Genomic DNA, 16,793 nt, shown 5'->3' on the forward strand with positions numbered 1-16,793 from the left:
ATGGATAATCAAGCGCTCAAGGCCTTGTTCGACCAGCAGTCAGCTGTCTACGACAAACAATGGGCCGGGATGGCGCCTATTCGCGACGCCCTGTACCTGCTGCTTGATTCTGTATTTGCAAGCCTGCCGACCAATGCCCGCATTCTCTGCGTCGGCGTGGGTACCGGTGTGGAAATGGCCCATCTGGCGCAGCAGTTTCCCGGCTGGCAATTCACCGCAGTCGACCCTTCGGGCGCCATGCTCGACGTGTGCCGTCAGCGAGCGAAAGAGGGTGGTTTCATTGACCGCTGCCGGTTTCACGAAGGCTACCTCGATACCCTGACGGATGAATCCGGTTACGACGGCGCGACCTGTTTTCTGGTGTCGCAGTTTTTGCTCGATCCTCAGGCGCGTATCGACTTTTTCCATGAGATTGCCCGTCGTCTGCTGCCGGGCGGGGTGCTGGCGAACGCTGATCTGGCCTCGGATACTCAATCCCCGGCCTATGAAGCATTGCTGCGTCACTGGATGACGCTGATGGCCTCGGCCCAGGTGCCGGCGGAGATGCTTGAGCGAGCGCGTTTGGCCTATGCCCGGGATGTGGCAATTCTGCCAGCGCCGCAGGTCGCCGATCTGATAGAGGCGGCCGGGTTCGAGACGCCGGTCCAGTTCTTTCAGGCGGGTTTGATGCATGGGTGGTTTTGCTCGCGCAAGGCAGAGATCGCCGCGAGTTAGAGCGCTGGAGGCGTTGGGTAAAACAGCTTCGCCGGCATTCCCGAGGAATCCATTGCTTCGGCTTAATAGGAAGCATTACTATTCACGCCCCTTTCCTCAGCACGCCGCAATGATCCCCATGCTGCCCCGCAGACCCGGCTTTCTCGAGCATTACGAAGAGTTGATCGGCACCTGGACCCGTCGCCTGCGCAATCGCTCGCAGGCCGAGGATCTGGCGCACGACACCTTTGTGCGGGTGCTCGAATCCGATTCGTCGACGGTGCAGCAACCCCGGGCGTATTTGCACCAGACCGCGCGCAACATCGCGGTGGACGGCTATCGGCGTGAGGACCGGCGGGGCGCCATGGAGTCGGAGGCGATCGATCTCAGTGAGTCGCCGACCGGCGATCCGGAGCATTACATGCATGCGATCCAGCTGGCCGATTCCATCGAACGGGCGCTCACGGAGCTGCCGGTCAACTGCCGACGAATCTTCGTCTGGCAGAAGATCGAGGGCCTGACCCAGGCGGAAATCGCCGAACGCCTGGGCCTGTCCAAGAACATGGTGGAAAAGTATATGATCCGCACCCTGCGGCATCTGCGTGATCGCCTGGACGGGGCGCAATCATGAGCCGTGGCGTCTTTTCATCCCCAGCCAAACAGGACATTCCATGATGGATACTCGTGATTGCGCGTGCGGGCAAACAACGGTGCGCGATGACGCGGCACGCTGGTTTGTGCGTTTGCAGGAGCCGGCCGTCAGTGTCGACGAACAGCAGCGCTTCGACGCGTGGCTGAACGAACATCCGCAGCACCGTGACGAATTCCAGTTGCTGCAAGGCTTGTGGACGGCGGCGGATCTGCTGCCGGCGCCACGGCTTAAAGCTTTGTGCGAAACCCCGCCGGCGCGGCGCGAACGCCGTCCGTTGTTGCGTTATGCCGTGGCGGCGAGCGTAGTCGCGGTGGCGCTCGGGCTCGGGCTGTTCAGTGGTTTGAATCATCCGCAAGGTTACAGCGCCGAATTCGCCACCGCGCTGGGCGAGCGCAAGCATGTTGCGCTGCCGGATGGTTCGGTGATCGACCTCAACAGCCGCAGCCGTTTGCAGGTGCGTTTCGAGAAGGATCGGCGGCTCATCGAATTGACCGAAGGCGAAGCGATGTTCAGTGTCGAGCACGACACGTCCCGCCCGTTCGTGGTCGAGGCCGGCAGCGGCAAGGTCACGGTGACCGGCACCCGTTTCGATGTGCGGCGTGACGTGACGCAGACCCGGGTCGCGGTGGAGCAGGGCACGGTCAAGGTGCAGGGCCGTGATGCGGCCGAGGCCGATTTCATCAGCCTCACTGCCGGCCTCGGCACGCGGATCGATGCCCAGGGCAAAGTGGCGCCGGCGTATGCGGTCAACCCGGCGGAGCTGACGGCCTGGCGCAGCGGCAAACTGGTGTTCAACAACGCCAGCCTCAGCGAAGTCGCCGAGGAAGTGTCGCGTTATCGCGACAAGCCGCTGAAAGTCGCCAACCCGACCGTCGCCAATTTGCGCCTGACCAGCGTGTTCAAATCCGACAATACCGATGCCTTGCTCAAGGCCTTGCCAAGCATCCTTCCGGTGGCCGTGCGCACCCTTGCCGACGGCAGCCAGGAAATAATTTCAAAATAAAATTCAGGTTTTTTTCGAGTTCGTCGTCTTCCTGTTCAACTGCAACTGGTTTGCATTAACAGCCGCACACTCTTGCGATCCACAGGACTCCGTTCGACGTGAAAAACTCCACCGCTAAAAACAAAAAATCCCCTTGGTTGCCGCTGGCGCTTGCGCTGGCGGTCAACGCCGCCGTGCCGATGGCCTTCGCCGCCGAAGCCATTCACATCCGCGCCCAGCCGCTGGGTCAGGCCCTGAGCGAACTGGGTCAGCAAACTTCATTGCAGGTGTTTTTCAGCCCGGACCTGGTCGCCGGCAAACAGGCGCCGGCGGTGGACGGCAACCTTTCTCCCGAGCAGGCCCTGCGCCAATTGCTGCAAGGCAGCGGACTGGATTATCAGATCAATGAAGGCTCGGTAACCTTGTCCCCGGCCCCGACTTCCGCCGCCAACGGCCCGCTGGAGCTGGGCGTGACCGACATCAAGGTTGTCGGCGACTGGCTCGGCGACGCCAACGCCGCCGTGGTGCAGAACCACCCCGGCGCGCGCACCGTGATCCGCCGCGAAGCGATGGTCGAGCAGGGCGCGATGAACGTCGGCGACGTGCTGCGCCGCGTGCCGGGCGTGCAGGTGCAGGAAGCCAACGGCACCGGCGGCAGCGATATTTCGCTGAACGTCGGCGTGCGGGGTTTGACGTCGCGCCTGTCGCCACGCTCCACCGTATTGATCGACGGCGTGCCGGCCGCGTTCGCCCCGTATGGCCAGCCTCAACTGTCGATGGCGCCGATCTCTTCCGGCAACCTCGACAGCATCGACGTGGTTCGTGGTGCCGGTTCCGTGCGTTACGGGCCGCAGAACGTCGGCGGCGTGATCAACTTCGTGACCCGCGCGATCCCGGAAAAAACCACCGGTGAAATCGGCACGACCCTGGAAACCTCGCAGCACGGTGGCTGGAAACACATCGACACCGCGTTTCTCGGCGGCACTGCCGACAACGGCATCGGCATGGCGCTGTTGTACTCGGGCGTGAACGGCAACGGTTACCGCGAGCGCAACAACGGCAACGACATCGACGACGTGATCCTCAAGACCCACTGGGCGCCGACCGATCAGGACGATTTCAGCCTCAACTTCCATTACTACGACGCCAGCGCCGACATGCCCGGCGGCCTGACGCAGAAGCAGTACGACGACAAACCGTTCCAGTCCGACCGCGACTACGACGGCTTCAGCGGCCGCCGCAAGGACGTGTCGTTCAAGTGGATCCGGCAGATCGACGAGCGCACACAGGCGGAAGTGCTGACCTACTATTCCGACAGTTTTCGCGGCAGCACCATCGCCGCCCGCGATCAGAAAACCCTCAGCTCGTTTCCGCGTTCTTACTACACGCTGGGCATCGAGCCGCGCGTTTCGCGTGTGTTCGACGTCGGCCCGACCACCCAGGAAGTCAGCGTCGGTTACCGTTATTTGAAAGAGGCGATGCACGAGCAGTCGAGCCGTCTGGCGCTGGTCAACAACGAGCCGGTGGTCACCAAGACCTCCGACGGTCATGTGTTCCAGGATCGCACCGGTGGCACCGAGGCCAACTCGGTCTACATCGACAACAAGATCGACGTCGGCAACTGGACCGTGACCCCGGGTATTCGCTTCGAACACATCAGCACCGACTGGCATGACCGCGCCGTGCTCGACACCGCCGGCAAACGCGTCCCGGAGAAAAACCGCAGCATCGAAAGCAACGAGCCGCTGCCGGCCCTGAGCGTGATGTATCACCTGTCCGATGCGTGGAAGCTGTTCGCCAACTACGAGACGTCGTTCGGCAGCCTGCAATACTTCCAGCTCGGCCAGGGCGGCTCGGGTGACCAGACTGCCAACGGTCTGGAACCGGAAAAAGCCAAGACCTACGAAATCGGCACGCGCTACAACGATGACGTGTGGGGCGGGGAAGTGACGCTGTTCTACATCGACTTCGACGATGAGCTGCAATACGTCAGCAACGACGTGGGCTGGACCAACCTCGGCGCGACCAAGCACCAGGGTGTCGAAGCGTCGGTGCACTACGACATGGCGGCGCTCGATCCACGCCTCGACGGCCTGACCGCCAACGCCGGTTTCACCTACACCCGCGCCACGTACGAAGGCGAGATTCCTGGCTTCAAGGGCCGTGATCTGCCGTATTACTCGCGTCAGGTGGCGACCGTCGGCCTGCGTTACGACATCAACCGCTGGACCTACAACATCGACGGTTTCGCCCAGTCCAAGCAGCGCGCCCCCGGTACAGGTGTGAACGCCGACGGTAGCTTCAACGGCAACTACATCACCGAAGGCACGGCAGACGGGCAGTACGGCGACATTCCGGGCTACGTGACCTGGAACGTGCGTGGTGGCTATGACTTCGGTGCGCAGCTGTCGAACCTGAAGCTCGGCGCCGGGGTGAAGAACATCTTCGACAAGCAGTACTTCACCCGCTCCAGCGACAACAACTCGGGGATCTACGTGGGCACGCCACGGACGTTCTTCGTGCAGGCCAGCGTCGGTTTCTGATAGACCGAGGTGGCTTCATCGCGGGCAAGTCGAATCGTCGAACCGCCGCTCCCACAGGGATCGTTTGTATCTCGTGGGAGCAGGTTCGCTTGGGGAGGGCGCTTAGATGATGTTTCTCAGACCTTGAGCGCTTTCCCACCGATGGCCACCGCCACCAGCAACGTCGCCATCAGCCCGAAGGCAAAACTCAGGCTGCTGGCGTGGGCGACAAACCCGATCACCGCCGGCCCTGCCAGAATTCCTGCATAACCCAGCGTGGTGATTGCCGGCACGGCGATGCTTTCCGGCATCACCGTCTGTTTGCCCACTGCGGTGTAAAGCACCGGCACGATGTTCGAACACCCGGCGCCGACCAGCGCATAACCGAGCAGCGCGGCTTGCCAACTCGGGGCGAAGGTCGCCAGAAACAATCCCGCCGCCGCCAGCAGACCGCCAAACAGAATGATCCGGGTCGCACCCAATGCCCGGACGATCCGGTCACCGGTCAGACGGCCCGCCGTCATGGTCAGCGCGAACGCTGCGTAACCCAATCCCGCATAGGCGGTGTCGATCCCGCGTTCCTGCGCCAGAAACACCGCGCTCCAGTCCAGCGCTGCGCCTTCGGTGAGGAACACAATGAAGCACATCCCGCCGATGAACAGCACGATCCCGTGGGGCACTGCGAAGGCCGGCCCCGAGCTTTCACTGCCGTAAGGCAACATGTGCGGCACCGCCTTGAACAGCGCCGCGATCAACACCACGACCACCACCAGCATCGCCGCCAGTGGCGACAGCCCGAGACCCAGCAGGGCGCTCACGCCCGCCGCGCCGACGATCCCGCCGAGGCTGAACAGGCCGTGAAACCCCGACATCATGTTCTTGCCGCTGGCCCGCTCGACGATCACCGCTTGCAGGTTCACCGTCGAATCCACCGTGCCCAGTCCGGCGCCGAACATGAACAACGTGGCGATCAGCGCCGGAATCGACGACACCGTCGCCAGCAACGGCAATGCTGCACAGATCAGCAGCGTGCCGCCGGTGGCCACTTTCCGGCAGCCAAACCGCGAGGCCAGAATCCCCGCCAGCGGCATCGCCAGGATCGAACCGACGCCCAGGCACAGCAACAGCAACCCCAACGTCCCTTCATCGAGACCGGCGCGCGCCTTGGCGTAGGGCACCAGCGGCGCCCACGCGGCGATGCCGAGCCCGGCAATGAAGAAGGCGATGCGCGTGGACATCTGTTCGAGGCGTCCGGGAACGAACGTGTCTTGAGGGGTGAGGCTGGTCATAACGATCCTTGGCAAAAAACGTTTCAGCAGCGGACATCCTTGCACAGCTCTTTCGCTGGAGCGAGCCCGCTCGCGTCTGCAGGGCGTTGCGATTTACAGTGGCGCCCCTGTCGACGGGAAAAACAAGGGCGGGCTCATGACGCAGTTCTACGATGCACGAGGCAATATCTACGGAGTCGTTTCACCCCAGGCGCTGCGCGCTGCCGGAATCGAATTACCAACGGGCGCCGCGCAGTGCGCGCTGTCGCGGCAGGCATGGAGCTCCGCTGCCATCGCGCTGTGCTGCGATTGGCCCGAAGGTCGGCGCCCCGTCGGCAGCAAGTCCCATCGCAGCGATGGCCTGTTGATCGGCCCGTTTCAATCCGCGCCGCCCTTCGACCTGCTGATCGTCAACACCGACGGCACGCTGGCTGAACGCAGCGGCAACGGCCTGACGATTTTCTCCCAGGCGCTGCTCGAACAGGGGCTGATGCCGCAGGAGGGGGCGACGCTGCAGGTGCATCACGACAAACAGGACGCGCAATCGCCAGTGCCAACCTCGGTCAAGCCGGCGCAAGTGGCGGGCGTGCAGGGTTTCTGGCTGGACCTCGGCCAGCCCGGTTTCGGCCCGGCAGCGGTCGGTGCGCTCGGCGTTGAACCGGTGCCGTTTAACGGTGTGGAGGTCAGCCGTGTTCGTCCGCTGGCGCAGCTCGATCCCGCCTGGGCGCACAGCCAGTTCGTGCGCATCGGCAATCCACATTGCGTGACGCTGGTTCAGGATGAAGCCGCATTGCCGAGCAACGCGCAGATGCTTGAATCGCCGCTGACGGACCGTCTGACCGCCATCGCCTACGCCATGCCCACCGGCGCCGGCCAGCCATGCCCGGCCGGGGTCAACCTGCAATGGGCGATGCGCGCCGGCGATCAACGCATCGTCGCGCGAGTGTTCGAACGGGGCGAGGGGCCAACCGCCTCATCCGGTACCAGCGCCAGTGCGGTGGCGAGTGCGGCGTGGCGGGTGGGCTGGGTATCGGCGGGAGAAGTGCAGGTGGTGATGCCGGGCGGTACCGCGCCGATCCTGCTGGAGGAGTGCAATGGAGAACTGACTGGCGTGCGCCTGTTCGGCACCGCAGTGCGCGACGAGAGTAGCTGAAACCTCGAGATCAGAAGCGCCCGACAGTGTCGCTCACCGCACCGCTGGTGAATGCGTTGTTCGCGCCGGCCTGCCAATACACCGCTGTCGGAGCCTGGCCACGTACGATGCATTTCCATTCGAGCTTTTGCTGACCTGGCACCTCAACGTTTGTACTCCAGCGGTTGTTGTTCAACTTCAACGCTATCGCATGTTGTGGGTCCCACGCCCCGAACTCCAGCGATGAACCCGCCGCAAAGACACTTTCGCCCGGTTGCGGATTGGCGTTGTCGCAATGCACGTTGACTGCCACTGTCGCCGGTTCCACAGGTCCGCTCCAGATCCGGATATCGCCGTTATCCCAGCTCAAGGCCGGCGTGCCCAACCCCTGCGGCAACTGCTGCAGATCGGACTTCAGCGCTATGACCAACGTCCCGCTCACGCCCGATGTGGTGGCAACCAGCCCCGAATAAAAGGTGTTGAAGCGAACCGGCGAATCCGCACGGATACCGGCGGCCTTGCGCAGTTTGATCAATTGCCGGATCAGTTGGTCACGCTGCCAGTCGTACATGTGCGGCCAGTACACGGTCGGTGTGCCTGGGCTGCTGAGGATGTAGGCGTAAGCCAGATTGACCAGTGGATCGGGTAGCCTCCAATGGCGTTGACCGCTGTAGACGCCGGGTGAAGGGCCGGTGTCGTGATTGTCGGTGAAGGTCACTGCGACTGCGCGCCACGCAGGATCCGGATTGCCATTCAAACCGTGGCGCCACTCGGCGATCGAGCCGTTCTGCATGCGCTCCTTGAGGGCAAAATCGAACACCGTGCAGTGCGAATGATCCGACCAGTCCTTGAGCACATCCTGCCAGCTCGCGCTGCGTCGCCAGTCACCCTGGGGGTATTCGTTCGGGCCTTTCCAGTTTTCGCCGACGCAGAATTGCTGGTTGCCGAAGGCGCTCATCCAGCGATCCACGGTTTGCGGCGAATAACCACGGACGAAGTCAAAGCGCAGGCCTTGAGCGCCGTAGTTGTCGCGCAGATTGATGAATTCTTTTTTGAAGGCGTCGAAGACTGTCGGATTGGCAGTGTTCAGGTCGGCTGCGCCATCCATGAACGGGTCACCTTCATCACATTGCATGCAGTCTTGTCGCCATTCGTTGGTCCCTCGCGGAAACATCGAATAGACCGCTTTATCGCTCATGTGATTGGGCACGACGTCGTAGACGACTTTCACGCCCGCGCTATTGAGCGCCAGCACCGCTTGTTTGAGTTGCTGATCGCTGCCGTAACGGCCGTTCTTGTCGAAGCTGTTCCAGAAGTATCCTTCACCGCCGCCGGCAGCCGTGGGTGTATTCCACTGCGAGGAATCGGTCCACGGCGGCGGCATCCAGATCAGCGTGAAGCCGTCGTTGCCAATGGCCGTCGCCTGTTGCGCAAGTACCGAATACCAAGATGTTGGATGGCGGCTGGAGTTCCAGTGAAAGCCTTGCAACAGGATCTCTTCACCGCTGCCGTTGCGAACGGCGGCGATCGTCGCTGTCGTTGTGGCGAAGGCCAGACAGACAGCGAAAACCAGGCGAAATGGTGAAGTCCCTTTCATGATCGTCCCCCGGGAACGATTGATCCCTTGGGACTTACTGTGGGCCGGTTCGCTGCGGTTGTCGCCTGTCAGATCTGACAGTCCGGCACTAACCTTTCGCGATAAAACCACTGCGAACCATAACCGCCGCTCAACTCTCCATGAACTCCACCACCGGCATCTGCCGCTTCATCAGCACTTTGCCGTTGCGGATCGAATACAGCGGCAGGCCCTGGCTGCGGATCACTTCGTAGTCGCTGTCCGCCGACAAGATCAGCAGGTTGGCCGGGCGGCCCTGTTCCAGACCGTAGCGTTCGCCAAGGTGCATGGCCTTGGCGCTGTTGTCGGTGACCAGATCCAGCGCGCTCTGCAGGTTGCGGTAGCCGAGCATGTGGCAGATGTGCAGGCCGGCTTCGAGTACCCGCAGGATGTTGCCGTTGCCCAGCGGATACCACGGATCGACGATCGAATCCTGACCGAAACAGACGTTCATCCCGGCTTCGAGCAGCTCGTTCACGCGGGTCACGCCCCGGCGTTTCGGGAAGTTGTCGAAGCGACCTTGCAGGTGAATGCTTTCGGTCGGGCAGGAGACAAAACTGATCCCCGAATGCCCGAGCAGGCGGAACAGTTTGGCGCAGTAGGCGTTGTCGTAGGAGCCCATCGCCGTAGTGTGGCTGGCGGTCACGAGGGCGCCCATGTCGCGGCTGCGGGCCTCTTCGGCCAGCACTTCGAGGAAGCGCGAATGCGGGTCGTCGGTTTCGTCGCAGTGCACGTCCACCAGGCAGCCGGTGCGTTCGGCCAGGTCCATCAAAAACTTCACCGAGCTGACGCCCTGATCGCGGGTGTACTCGAAATGCGGGATCCCGCCGACCACATCGGCGCCCATGCGGATCGCTTCTTCCATCAGCTCGCGCCCGTTGCGGAACGATTCGATGCCTTCTTGGGGGAACGCGACGATTTGCAGGTCGATCAGGTGACGGCTTTCCTCGCGCACTTCGAGCATCGCCTTGAGCGCGGTGAGTTGCGGGTCGGTGACGTCGACGTGGGTGCGCACGTGCTGAATGCCGTGGGCGGCGAGGGTCTGAATGGTTTTCTTCGCCCGGGTTTTGGTGTCTTCCTGGGTGATGGTGACCTTGCGCTCGCCCCAGCACTCGATGCCTTCGAACAGCGTGCCGCTCATGTTCCAGCGCGGCTCGCCGGCGGTCAGGGTGGCGTCGAGGTGAATGTGCGGCTCGACGAAGGGCGGCACCACCAGATTGCCGCCGGCGTCGAGGTCGTCGGGGCCCAGGGTCGGCGCTTCGGTCTGGCGCGCGATGCTGCGGATCAGGCCGTCTTCGAGGTGCAATTCGTGCAGACCTTCCTGGTTGCGCAGTCGGGCGTTGATGATGTGCATCGGGCGAATCCTTTTATAGATCTTGTAGAGGGGCGGCCGCGTTGCGGGCGCCGAGCAGGCCGGTCACTGCGATATACGTTAACGCGGCAACGGCGATCCCGACCAGCGGCGCGACCCACGGCGAGCCGAACGCCGCGACGGTTCCGGCCGCGTAAGCCGCAAGCCCCGGCCAGTTGAACGCCGGTAACCGTGCGTCGGCCAGACGCGGATAACGCCCGCGCCAGCGGAAGAAGAAGTCCGCCATGATCACGCCGCCAATCGGCGGAATCACCGTGCCGAGCAGGATCAGATAAGGCACCAGCATGTCGTACATGCCGAGCAGCGCGAGCGCCGTGCCGATCACGGCACCGACCAGGGTCACGGTCTTGCGGCGCCCGGTGCGCAGCAGGTTGCAACCGGCAACGGCGAAGTTGTAGATGGTGTTGTCCTGGGTGCTCCAGATGTTCAGCAACAGCATCGCCATCGCCGCCATGGCGAAGCCTTGCAACAGCAACACTTCGACCACGTCGGGCTGTTGATAGACGATTGCGCCATAGGCGCCGATCAGCACCATCAGGCCGTTGCCGATGAAAAAGCCGATCAGGCTGGCGAGCACCGCGACCCGAGCCGAGCGCGAAAACCGCGTCCAGTTGGTGGCCTGGGTCGCGCCGCTGACGAAGGTGCCGAACACCAGCGTGATGGCGGTCGACCAGTCCAGTGAACCGCTGGGCACGACGCTGAGCAAGCCGTCGAGGCCGCCGACTTTCACGGTCGCAACCCACATCGACAGCATCAGCAGCAACATCATCGCCGGCACTGCGATGTACGACAGAATCTCCAGCCCGCGATAACCGACATACGCCGTGGCGCAGAACACCAGGCCGAACAGCACCATCAGCCCCAGCACCGTGGCTTCGTTCAGATCGAAATACTTGCCGAGCACCACCGCCGCCGTCGCGGTGCCCCAGGCGTACCAGCCGATCTGGGTGAATCCGAGGATCAGGTCGCTGAGCTTGCTGCCGACTTCGCCAAAACAGAAGCGCCCCATCAGCACCGAATTCAGCCCGCTCTTGAAGGCGATGTAACCGAGGCCTGCGGCGTACACGCCGAGCAGCAGGTTGCCGATGACGATGACGGCGAGCATTTCGCCGAAGTTGAATGCCACACCGAGCTTGCCGCCGGCAAACATGGTCGCGGTGAAGAAGGTGAAGCCCAGCAGCACCATCGCCGTCGAGGCCAGGCCTTTGCGCGCGTGCATCGGCACTTCACTGAGGGGGTAATCGTTGCCGGGATCGTTTTGCGTCATGGGGCGTTCCTTGCTGGAAAGGGGAGGACGCGAAGAGGTTGCAGCGGTCGTGCCAAACGCGATGTTGCGGGTATTTATAGACGAGGCACGGATGATCGGCGCGAAAGCAGTGCATCGGGCGCCGTACCGAACCATGTGGGAGCAGCTGTTCCCACAGGGTCACGGGATTGGATCAGAGGAACCGCAGCAGCGCGGCGACTATGGCTTCAGGCGCATCTTCCTGCACCAGATGCCCGGCATTCGGGACCGGATGAAACTGCGATCCCGGAATCATCTTGTGCAACTCGCGTCCGCGCTCGATGGGAATCCACTGATCCTCCTCGCCCCAGAGAATCTGCACCGGGCAGCGGATCGTCGGGTACAGCGGCTGCGCTTCCAGCGTGTAGCGCTGATCCATCTGCGCGATCTGCCGGTAGAACGCCGCTTGCCCCGGATCGCCCAGCCACGGCTGCACGTAGGGCGCCAGTTCATCATCGGGAATATCCCGGTGAATCGCCCCGCGAATATAGGTCGGCACGATGGCGCGCTGGATGTAATCCGGCAGGCCGCTGAACGCCGCCTCATGCTGGCGCACGTGCTGCACGAACGGTGATCCCCACGGCGTCAGCGCCACCGGGTCGATCAGCGTCAGGCTGCGGTAATCCTTGCCATTGAGCAGATGCGCGCGCAGCACGGTGGCGCCACCGAAGTCGTGGGCGACCACGTCCGGGCGTTGCAGATTCCAGTGATCGAGCAACTGAGCGAACAATTCGTTCTGCACGCCGAGGGAGACATCGGCGTCCGGTTGCTCGGATTGGCCGTAGCCCAGCAGGTCGAAGTAATGCACCCGGTGCGTGGCGAAAAAGTGCGGCGCGATGCGGTGCCACACGTAGGAAGAGAAGGGCGTACCGTGCACGAACACCAGCGGCGGGCCGTCGCCGCGTACCCCGTGGCGAATCTGTCGCCCGTTGAAATCAAAGACCTGATCCAGCAGCCAGTCCGTCATGGGCCTGTCCTCTTGGCGGGTTCGAGCCAAAAAGCATAGGCGTAAAAAAACCACCGGTCTCGGTGGTTTTTTGTGTCGCGGGAATTACTCGCCGCGATAGATGCAACCGCTGGTGCAGGTCTCGTGGATGCGGATCGCACTGAGTTCCGGCAGCAGGGGCTTCAATTCATTCCAGATGAATTTGGCCAGCACTTCGCTGGTCGGGTTCTCGAGGCCCGGAATGTCGTTGAGGTAGTTGTGGTCCAGACGCTCGTACAGCGGCTTGAAAATCGCCTTGATCTCGGAGAAATCACGGATCCAGCCGGTGTGCGGATCGAGGTCGCCGCTCAGGTGAATCGCCACTTTGAACGAGTGACCGTGCAGGCGTCCGCACTTGTGGCCGTCCGGTACGTGGGGCAGGCGGTGGGCGGATTCGAAGGTGAACTCTTTGAAAATTTCCACAGTGATTTCAGCTCTGTTCAGATGGCGTTCGCCGCAGCGAATTCGGGCAGGCGGCGAGTTTACCAGCTTGTCTTCGGCTGTGCTGACTAAAGGGTCAGCAAGCGCTCGGCGAGGCGACCATTGGCAGTCAGTTCAAGGAATTCGTCGCCCATCCGGCGGCTCTCGTCCATCGCCGCGCGCCAGTATTTCTGCCGGCTCGGCGCATCGCCCATGAAGCGCTTGAAGTCGTTACGGTCGGGGAGTTTGCCGTAGGGCAGGCGCGCCAGGTATTCCTTGGACGGCGCGAGCAACAGCACGTCCTGCAAGCGCTCCACCGAAGCTTTGCGCCACGGCAGGGTCTTGTCGAACCAGCCCGGAATCACCCGGTCGGTGAAGTGCGGATACAGCACGATGCCGTCACCGCTGTAGGGCAGGTCGAGGTGATAGTCGAGCAGACCGCCGTCGCGGAACGTGCCGGCACCGGCGCCCGGCAGGTCGCGCACGCCTTCCATGACCATCGGGATCGAACCCGAGGCCAGCAGCGCCTGGCGCAGGTTGCCGGCATCGAGGGCGACGAAGCGCGACGGGAAGTCGTTCAGCGCATGCACCGGCGGCGCCAGGCGTGGGTCGTGGATGATCAGCCGTTCGAAGTGCCGCGACAGCCGCGCGCGGCCCCGCAGGTTGTCGGCGATCACCGAGCCCAGCGCCAGCCCGAGCCGGCCGCGATGGTCGTCCGCCAGCCCGCCGTGGCTTTTGACCACCATGATGTTCAAGCGGTAATGGGCGTTGTCGAGGAGCAAGGCATCGCGGCCGTCGAGCAGGTCATCGAGCATGCGTTGCGAGCTGCGGCTGACGTCGCCGATGGTCACGCCTTTGTTGAAGTTCTGCTCGGTGTACAGCTGACCGAGGCGGCGGATGCCTTCGGCGGCGTCCGGCAAACAAGCGCTGGCGAAGCGCCAGGAACCCACCGACGCACCGATCAGCGAACGTTCGCGCGGCGCCGCCGGCAGCCACTCGCCGAACAACGCCAGATCCAGCCCCTGAATCCCCAGCGCCTTCGGCCCACCGGCAGCGCCGGGCAGAGTGCCGACGTCGGCGGCGTTCAGGCCCTGGGCACGAATGCGCGCCATGGCTCGGGGGCCGGCCTTGAGGGTCAGAGAAGGGAACTTGATGTGAATGGCGGTCATACCGGTCTCGATCGTTAGCAAGCGAAAGATTATAAGCACATGTTGCCGTGGCTGCAGGAGCAGACCCCATGATGGCAATTCAGTTTCAGTTAAGTTCGCACCGTTAAGGTGCCGCCCGTAGCGACACATAAAAATACGGAGACACCATGAAAACCCTGACTGCCCTGACCATTGCCTCGATCATCGGCCTCACCGCCGGCACCGTTCACGCCCGCGATCTCGGCCCGGATGAAGCCCTGCGCCTGCGCGACGCTGGTACTATCGTCTCCTTCGAGAAGCTCAACGCCACCGCGTTGGCCAAACACCCGGGTTCGACGATCACCGACACCGAGCTGGAAGAGCAGTACGGCAAGTACATCTACCAGATCGAACTGCGTGATCCGCAGGGGCTGGAATGGGATCTGGAACTGGATGCGGTGAGCGGGCAAGTGCTCAAGGATCATCAGGATACGTAATGAAGGTTAATGTTCGCGCCACCCGCCGTACGGCATTGGCGCTGGTGATGTTTTGCTCGACGGCCATGGCCCGTGACCTGGGTCCGGACGAAGCCCTCAATCTGCGCAAGCAGGGCGTGATCCTGCCGCTGGAGCAAGTGCTGCAGCAGGCGATGGACCGTTATCCCGGCGCGAAACTGCTGGAAGTCGAGCTGGAAGAAAAACACGACGTCTACATTTATGAAGTCGAGTTGCTGACCGTCGAAGGTGTGGCCCGCGAGCTGCACCTGAAGGCCGATACCGGCGAACTCGTGAAAGACAAGGAAGATTGACCGATGCGCTTGCTTCTGGTGGAAGACCACGTACCGCTGGCCGACGAACTGCTCGCCGGCCTGCAACGTCAGGGCTACGCGGTGGACTGGCTGGCGGACGGGCGCGATGCGGTCTATCAGGGCAGCAGCGAGCCCTATGACCTGATCGTCCTCGACCTCGGTCTGCCCGGCGTGCCGGGGCTTGAGGTGCTGGCGCAATGGCGCGCCGGCGGTCTGACGATTCCGGTGCTGATCCTCACCGCCCGCGATTCCTGGGCCGAGCGCATAGAAGGCCTGAAGGCCGGTGCCGACGATTACCTGACCAAACCCTTCCACCCGGAAGAACTGTATTTGCGCATCCAGTCGCTGCTGCGCCGCTCCAAGGGCCAGGCCAACCAGCCGACGCTCAAGGCCGCCGGGCTGCACCTGGACGAGGGCCGCCAGTGTGTCGTGCGCGACGGTGCCGACATCCAGCTGACCGCTGCCGAATTCCGGCTGCTGCGCTACTTCATGTTGCACCCGGAACAGATCCTCTCCAAAAGCCACCTCGCCGAACACCTCTACGACGGTGAGACCGAGCGCGATTCCAACGTGCTTGAAGTCCACGTCAATCACCTGCGGCGCAAGCTCGGCAAGAGCGTGATCGAAACCCGTCGCGGTCAGGGTTATCTGTTTGGCGGACAGGCTTCGTGAGATCCATCCAGCGCCGCTTGAGCCTGGGGTTGATCAGCGTGCTAGTGGTCGTCGGCGTGCTGCTGGCGCAAACCAGTCTGTGGCTGTTCGAAGTGGGGTTGCAGCGCTATCTCGAAGCCGGGTTGCGTAACGACAGCGAGAGCCTGCTGGTGGCGCTGGTTCGCGGCCCGCAAGGCTTGCAGCTGGATGAGCGGCACTTGTCGCCGGCCTACCAGCGACCGTTTTCCGGGCATTACTTCCGCATCGATTTCGCCGACAGCCATTGGCGATCCCGCTCGTTGTGGGATCAGGATCTGCCGCTGCTCGAACGCTCCGGCCTGCACAGCAACCTGCAGCTGGGGCCGGACGGCCAGCAGTTGCTGGTGCTGCGTTCGGACTATCGACGGCTCGGCCAGTCGATTTCCATCAGCGTTGCCCAGGATTACACGCCGGTGCGCGAGAGCTTCCAGCGCATGCGGCAGATCGGTCTCGGCCTCGGTCTGGCCGGGTTGCTGCTGATTCTGTTGTTGCAACGCCTGACCGTGCGCCGCGCGTTGCGTCCGCTGGAAAAGGCTCGTGAACAGATCGCCCAGTTGCAGCAGGGCCAGCGTTCACAACTCGATGAACAAGTGCCGGCGGAACTGGAACCGCTGGTGGCGCAGATCAACCATTTGCTGGCGCACACCGAAGACAGCCTCAAGCGCTCGCGCAATGCCCTTGGCAATCTCGGGCACGCGCTGAAAACTCCGTTGGCGGTGCTGTTGAGTCTGGCGTCGAGTGAGCGGCTCGACGCGCACCCGGAACTGCGCAAGATTCTCAAGGAACAACTGGAGCAGGTTCAGCAACGACTGAACCGCGAGCTCAACCGTGCGCGGCTCTCTGGCGATGCGTTGCCGGGGGCGCTGTTCGATTGCGACGCCGAGCTGCCGGGGTTGCTGTCGACGTTGAACATGATTCATGGCGAGCATCTGAAACTGAGTTACGTGGCGCCGCCGGGCCTGCAACTGCCGTGGGATCGTGAGGATCTGCTGGAACTGCTCGGCAACCTGCTGGACAACGCTTGCAAGTGGGCGGATGCCGAGGTGCGGCTGAGTGTGGTCGAGGCGGCTGAAGGTTTTGTGCTGAGCGTGGAAGACGACGGGCCGGGGATTCCCGAGGCGCAGCGGGCTCAGGTATTCAGCCGGGGAGCGCGGCTGGATGAGCAGACCCATGGGCATGGATTGGGGCTGGGGATTGTGCGGGATATTGTCGAGACGTGGGGCGGGGTGTTGGTATTGGGGG

The 16,793-nt window shown here is 62.9% G+C and carries 16 protein-coding genes; 9 read left to right on the forward strand and 7 right to left on the reverse strand.

The genetic code is table 11. From position 1 onward, the window contains the following. The 4 genes from K5E37_RS27540 to K5E37_RS27555 all read left to right on the forward strand — a co-directional run bounded on the left by K5E37_RS27540 (position 1) and on the right by K5E37_RS27555 (position 4,870). Positions 1 to 714 carry a class I SAM-dependent methyltransferase gene (locus K5E37_RS27540; RefSeq protein ID WP_221535656.1) on the forward strand — a complete coding sequence of 238 codons (714 nt, stop codon included), beginning with the start codon at positions 1 to 3 and terminating at the stop codon, positions 712 to 714. Positions 715 to 823: 109 nt separating this feature from the next. Further along, positions 824 to 1,324, forward strand: a complete 501-nt coding sequence (locus K5E37_RS27545; RefSeq protein ID WP_085608266.1) for a sigma-70 family RNA polymerase sigma factor — start codon at positions 824 to 826, stop codon at positions 1,322 to 1,324. Positions 1,325 to 1,364: 40 nt separating this feature from the next. Beyond that, on the forward strand, positions 1,365 to 2,348 hold the full coding sequence (locus K5E37_RS27550) for a FecR family protein (protein ID WP_221535657.1): 984 nt from the start codon (positions 1,365 to 1,367) through the stop codon (positions 2,346 to 2,348). 98 nt (positions 2,349 to 2,446) lie between these two features. After that, a complete protein-coding gene (locus K5E37_RS27555) occupies positions 2,447 to 4,870 on the forward strand; it encodes a TonB-dependent receptor (RefSeq protein WP_221535658.1) in 2,424 nt (807 codons plus the stop codon). Between the two features lie 116 nt (positions 4,871 to 4,986). On the opposite strand, the gene K5E37_RS27560 is transcribed toward K5E37_RS27555, so the two are convergent. Then, positions 4,987 to 6,138, reverse strand: a complete 1,152-nt coding sequence (locus K5E37_RS27560) for an MFS transporter (protein ID WP_221535659.1) — start codon at positions 6,136 to 6,138, stop codon at positions 4,987 to 4,989. A gap of 136 nt (positions 6,139 to 6,274) precedes the next feature. Between K5E37_RS27560 and K5E37_RS27565 the strand changes: the two genes are divergently transcribed. Continuing rightward, entirely contained in the window at positions 6,275 to 7,270 is a 996-nt protein-coding gene (locus K5E37_RS27565; RefSeq protein ID WP_221535660.1) for a diaminopimelate epimerase, read from the forward strand. A gap of 10 nt (positions 7,271 to 7,280) precedes the next feature. Here the strand turns inward: K5E37_RS27565 and K5E37_RS27570 are convergent, their stop codons facing one another. The 6 genes from K5E37_RS27570 to K5E37_RS27595 form a co-directional block, all read right to left on the reverse strand. Then, complete coding sequence (locus tag K5E37_RS27570; RefSeq protein ID WP_221535661.1) at positions 7,281 to 8,846, reverse strand: glucan 1,4-alpha-maltotetraohydrolase domain-containing protein; 1,566 nt, start codon at positions 8,844 to 8,846, stop codon at positions 7,281 to 7,283. 130 nt (positions 8,847 to 8,976) lie between these two features. Continuing rightward, complete coding sequence (gene codA, locus K5E37_RS27575) at positions 8,977 to 10,218, reverse strand: cytosine deaminase (protein WP_007955931.1); 1,242 nt, start codon at positions 10,216 to 10,218, stop codon at positions 8,977 to 8,979. 13 nt (positions 10,219 to 10,231) lie between these two features. Continuing rightward, on the reverse strand, positions 10,232 to 11,503 hold the full coding sequence (gene codB, locus K5E37_RS27580) for a cytosine permease (protein ID WP_007955938.1): 1,272 nt from the start codon (positions 11,501 to 11,503) through the stop codon (positions 10,232 to 10,234). A 172-nt stretch (positions 11,504 to 11,675) separates the two neighbouring features. Beyond that, on the reverse strand, positions 11,676 to 12,488 hold the full coding sequence (locus K5E37_RS27585; RefSeq protein ID WP_221535662.1) for an alpha/beta fold hydrolase: 813 nt from the start codon (positions 12,486 to 12,488) through the stop codon (positions 11,676 to 11,678). An 84-nt stretch (positions 12,489 to 12,572) separates the two neighbouring features. Continuing rightward, on the reverse strand, positions 12,573 to 12,929 hold the full coding sequence (gene queD / locus K5E37_RS27590; protein ID WP_007955941.1) for a 6-carboxytetrahydropterin synthase QueD: 357 nt from the start codon (positions 12,927 to 12,929) through the stop codon (positions 12,573 to 12,575). Between the two features lie 86 nt (positions 12,930 to 13,015). Continuing rightward, positions 13,016 to 14,095, reverse strand: a complete 1,080-nt coding sequence (locus K5E37_RS27595; RefSeq protein ID WP_221535663.1) for a patatin-like phospholipase family protein — start codon at positions 14,093 to 14,095, stop codon at positions 13,016 to 13,018. A gap of 146 nt (positions 14,096 to 14,241) precedes the next feature. Between K5E37_RS27595 and K5E37_RS27600 the strand changes: the two genes are divergently transcribed. The 4 genes from K5E37_RS27600 to K5E37_RS27615 all read left to right on the forward strand — a co-directional run. Beyond that, a complete protein-coding gene (locus tag K5E37_RS27600) occupies positions 14,242 to 14,550 on the forward strand; it encodes a PepSY domain-containing protein (RefSeq protein WP_127798927.1) in 309 nt (102 codons plus the stop codon). Further along, entirely contained in the window at positions 14,550 to 14,861 is a 312-nt protein-coding gene (locus K5E37_RS27605) for a PepSY domain-containing protein (protein ID WP_039770259.1), read from the forward strand. Before K5E37_RS27600 ends, K5E37_RS27605 begins: the two co-directional genes overlap by 1 nt. Positions 14,862 to 14,864: 3 nt before the next feature. After that, on the forward strand, positions 14,865 to 15,533 hold the full coding sequence (locus K5E37_RS27610; protein ID WP_011335105.1) for a response regulator transcription factor: 669 nt from the start codon (positions 14,865 to 14,867) through the stop codon (positions 15,531 to 15,533). After that, positions 15,530 to 16,793 (forward strand): ATP-binding protein (locus K5E37_RS27615; protein ID WP_221535664.1); only part of this gene is annotated, 1,264 nt, incomplete at its 3' end. The genes K5E37_RS27610 and K5E37_RS27615, both read left to right, overlap by 4 nt.

This window comes from Pseudomonas sp. RIT778 (assembly GCF_019718735.1).
GTDB lineage: Bacteria > Pseudomonadota > Gammaproteobacteria > Pseudomonadales > Pseudomonadaceae > Aquipseudomonas > Aquipseudomonas aphyarum.

Excerpts from the sequence above, each read along its gene's own strand:
- K5E37_RS27595 (WP_221535663.1), bottom strand. The coding sequence starts at position 14,095 with ATGACCGCCATTCACATCAAGTTCCCTTCTCTGACCCTCAAGGCCGGC.
- codB (WP_007955938.1), bottom strand. The coding sequence starts at position 11,503 with ATGACGCAAAACGATCCCGGCAACGATTACCCCCTCAGTGAAGTGCCG.
- K5E37_RS27560 (WP_221535659.1), bottom strand. The coding sequence starts at position 6,138 with ATGACCAGCCTCACCCCTCAAGACACGTTCGTTCCCGGACGCCTCGAA.
- K5E37_RS27600 (WP_127798927.1), top strand. The coding sequence starts at position 14,242 with ATGAAAACCCTGACTGCCCTGACCATTGCCTCGATCATCGGCCTCACC.
- K5E37_RS27565 (WP_221535660.1), top strand. The coding sequence starts at position 6,275 with ATGACGCAGTTCTACGATGCACGAGGCAATATCTACGGAGTCGTTTCA.
- K5E37_RS27610 (WP_011335105.1), top strand. The coding sequence starts at position 14,865 with ATGCGCTTGCTTCTGGTGGAAGACCACGTACCGCTGGCCGACGAACTG.
- K5E37_RS27550 (WP_221535657.1), top strand. The coding sequence starts at position 1,365 with ATGATGGATACTCGTGATTGCGCGTGCGGGCAAACAACGGTGCGCGAT.
- codA (WP_007955931.1), bottom strand. The coding sequence starts at position 10,218 with ATGCACATCATCAACGCCCGACTGCGCAACCAGGAAGGTCTGCACGAA.
- K5E37_RS27570 (WP_221535661.1), bottom strand. The coding sequence starts at position 8,846 with ATGAAAGGGACTTCACCATTTCGCCTGGTTTTCGCTGTCTGTCTGGCC.
- K5E37_RS27605 (WP_039770259.1), top strand. The coding sequence starts at position 14,550 with ATGAAGGTTAATGTTCGCGCCACCCGCCGTACGGCATTGGCGCTGGTG.
- K5E37_RS27540 (WP_221535656.1), top strand. The coding sequence starts at position 1 with ATGGATAATCAAGCGCTCAAGGCCTTGTTCGACCAGCAGTCAGCTGTC.
- K5E37_RS27545 (WP_085608266.1), top strand. The coding sequence starts at position 824 with ATGATCCCCATGCTGCCCCGCAGACCCGGCTTTCTCGAGCATTACGAA.
- K5E37_RS27585 (WP_221535662.1), bottom strand. The coding sequence starts at position 12,488 with ATGACGGACTGGCTGCTGGATCAGGTCTTTGATTTCAACGGGCGACAG.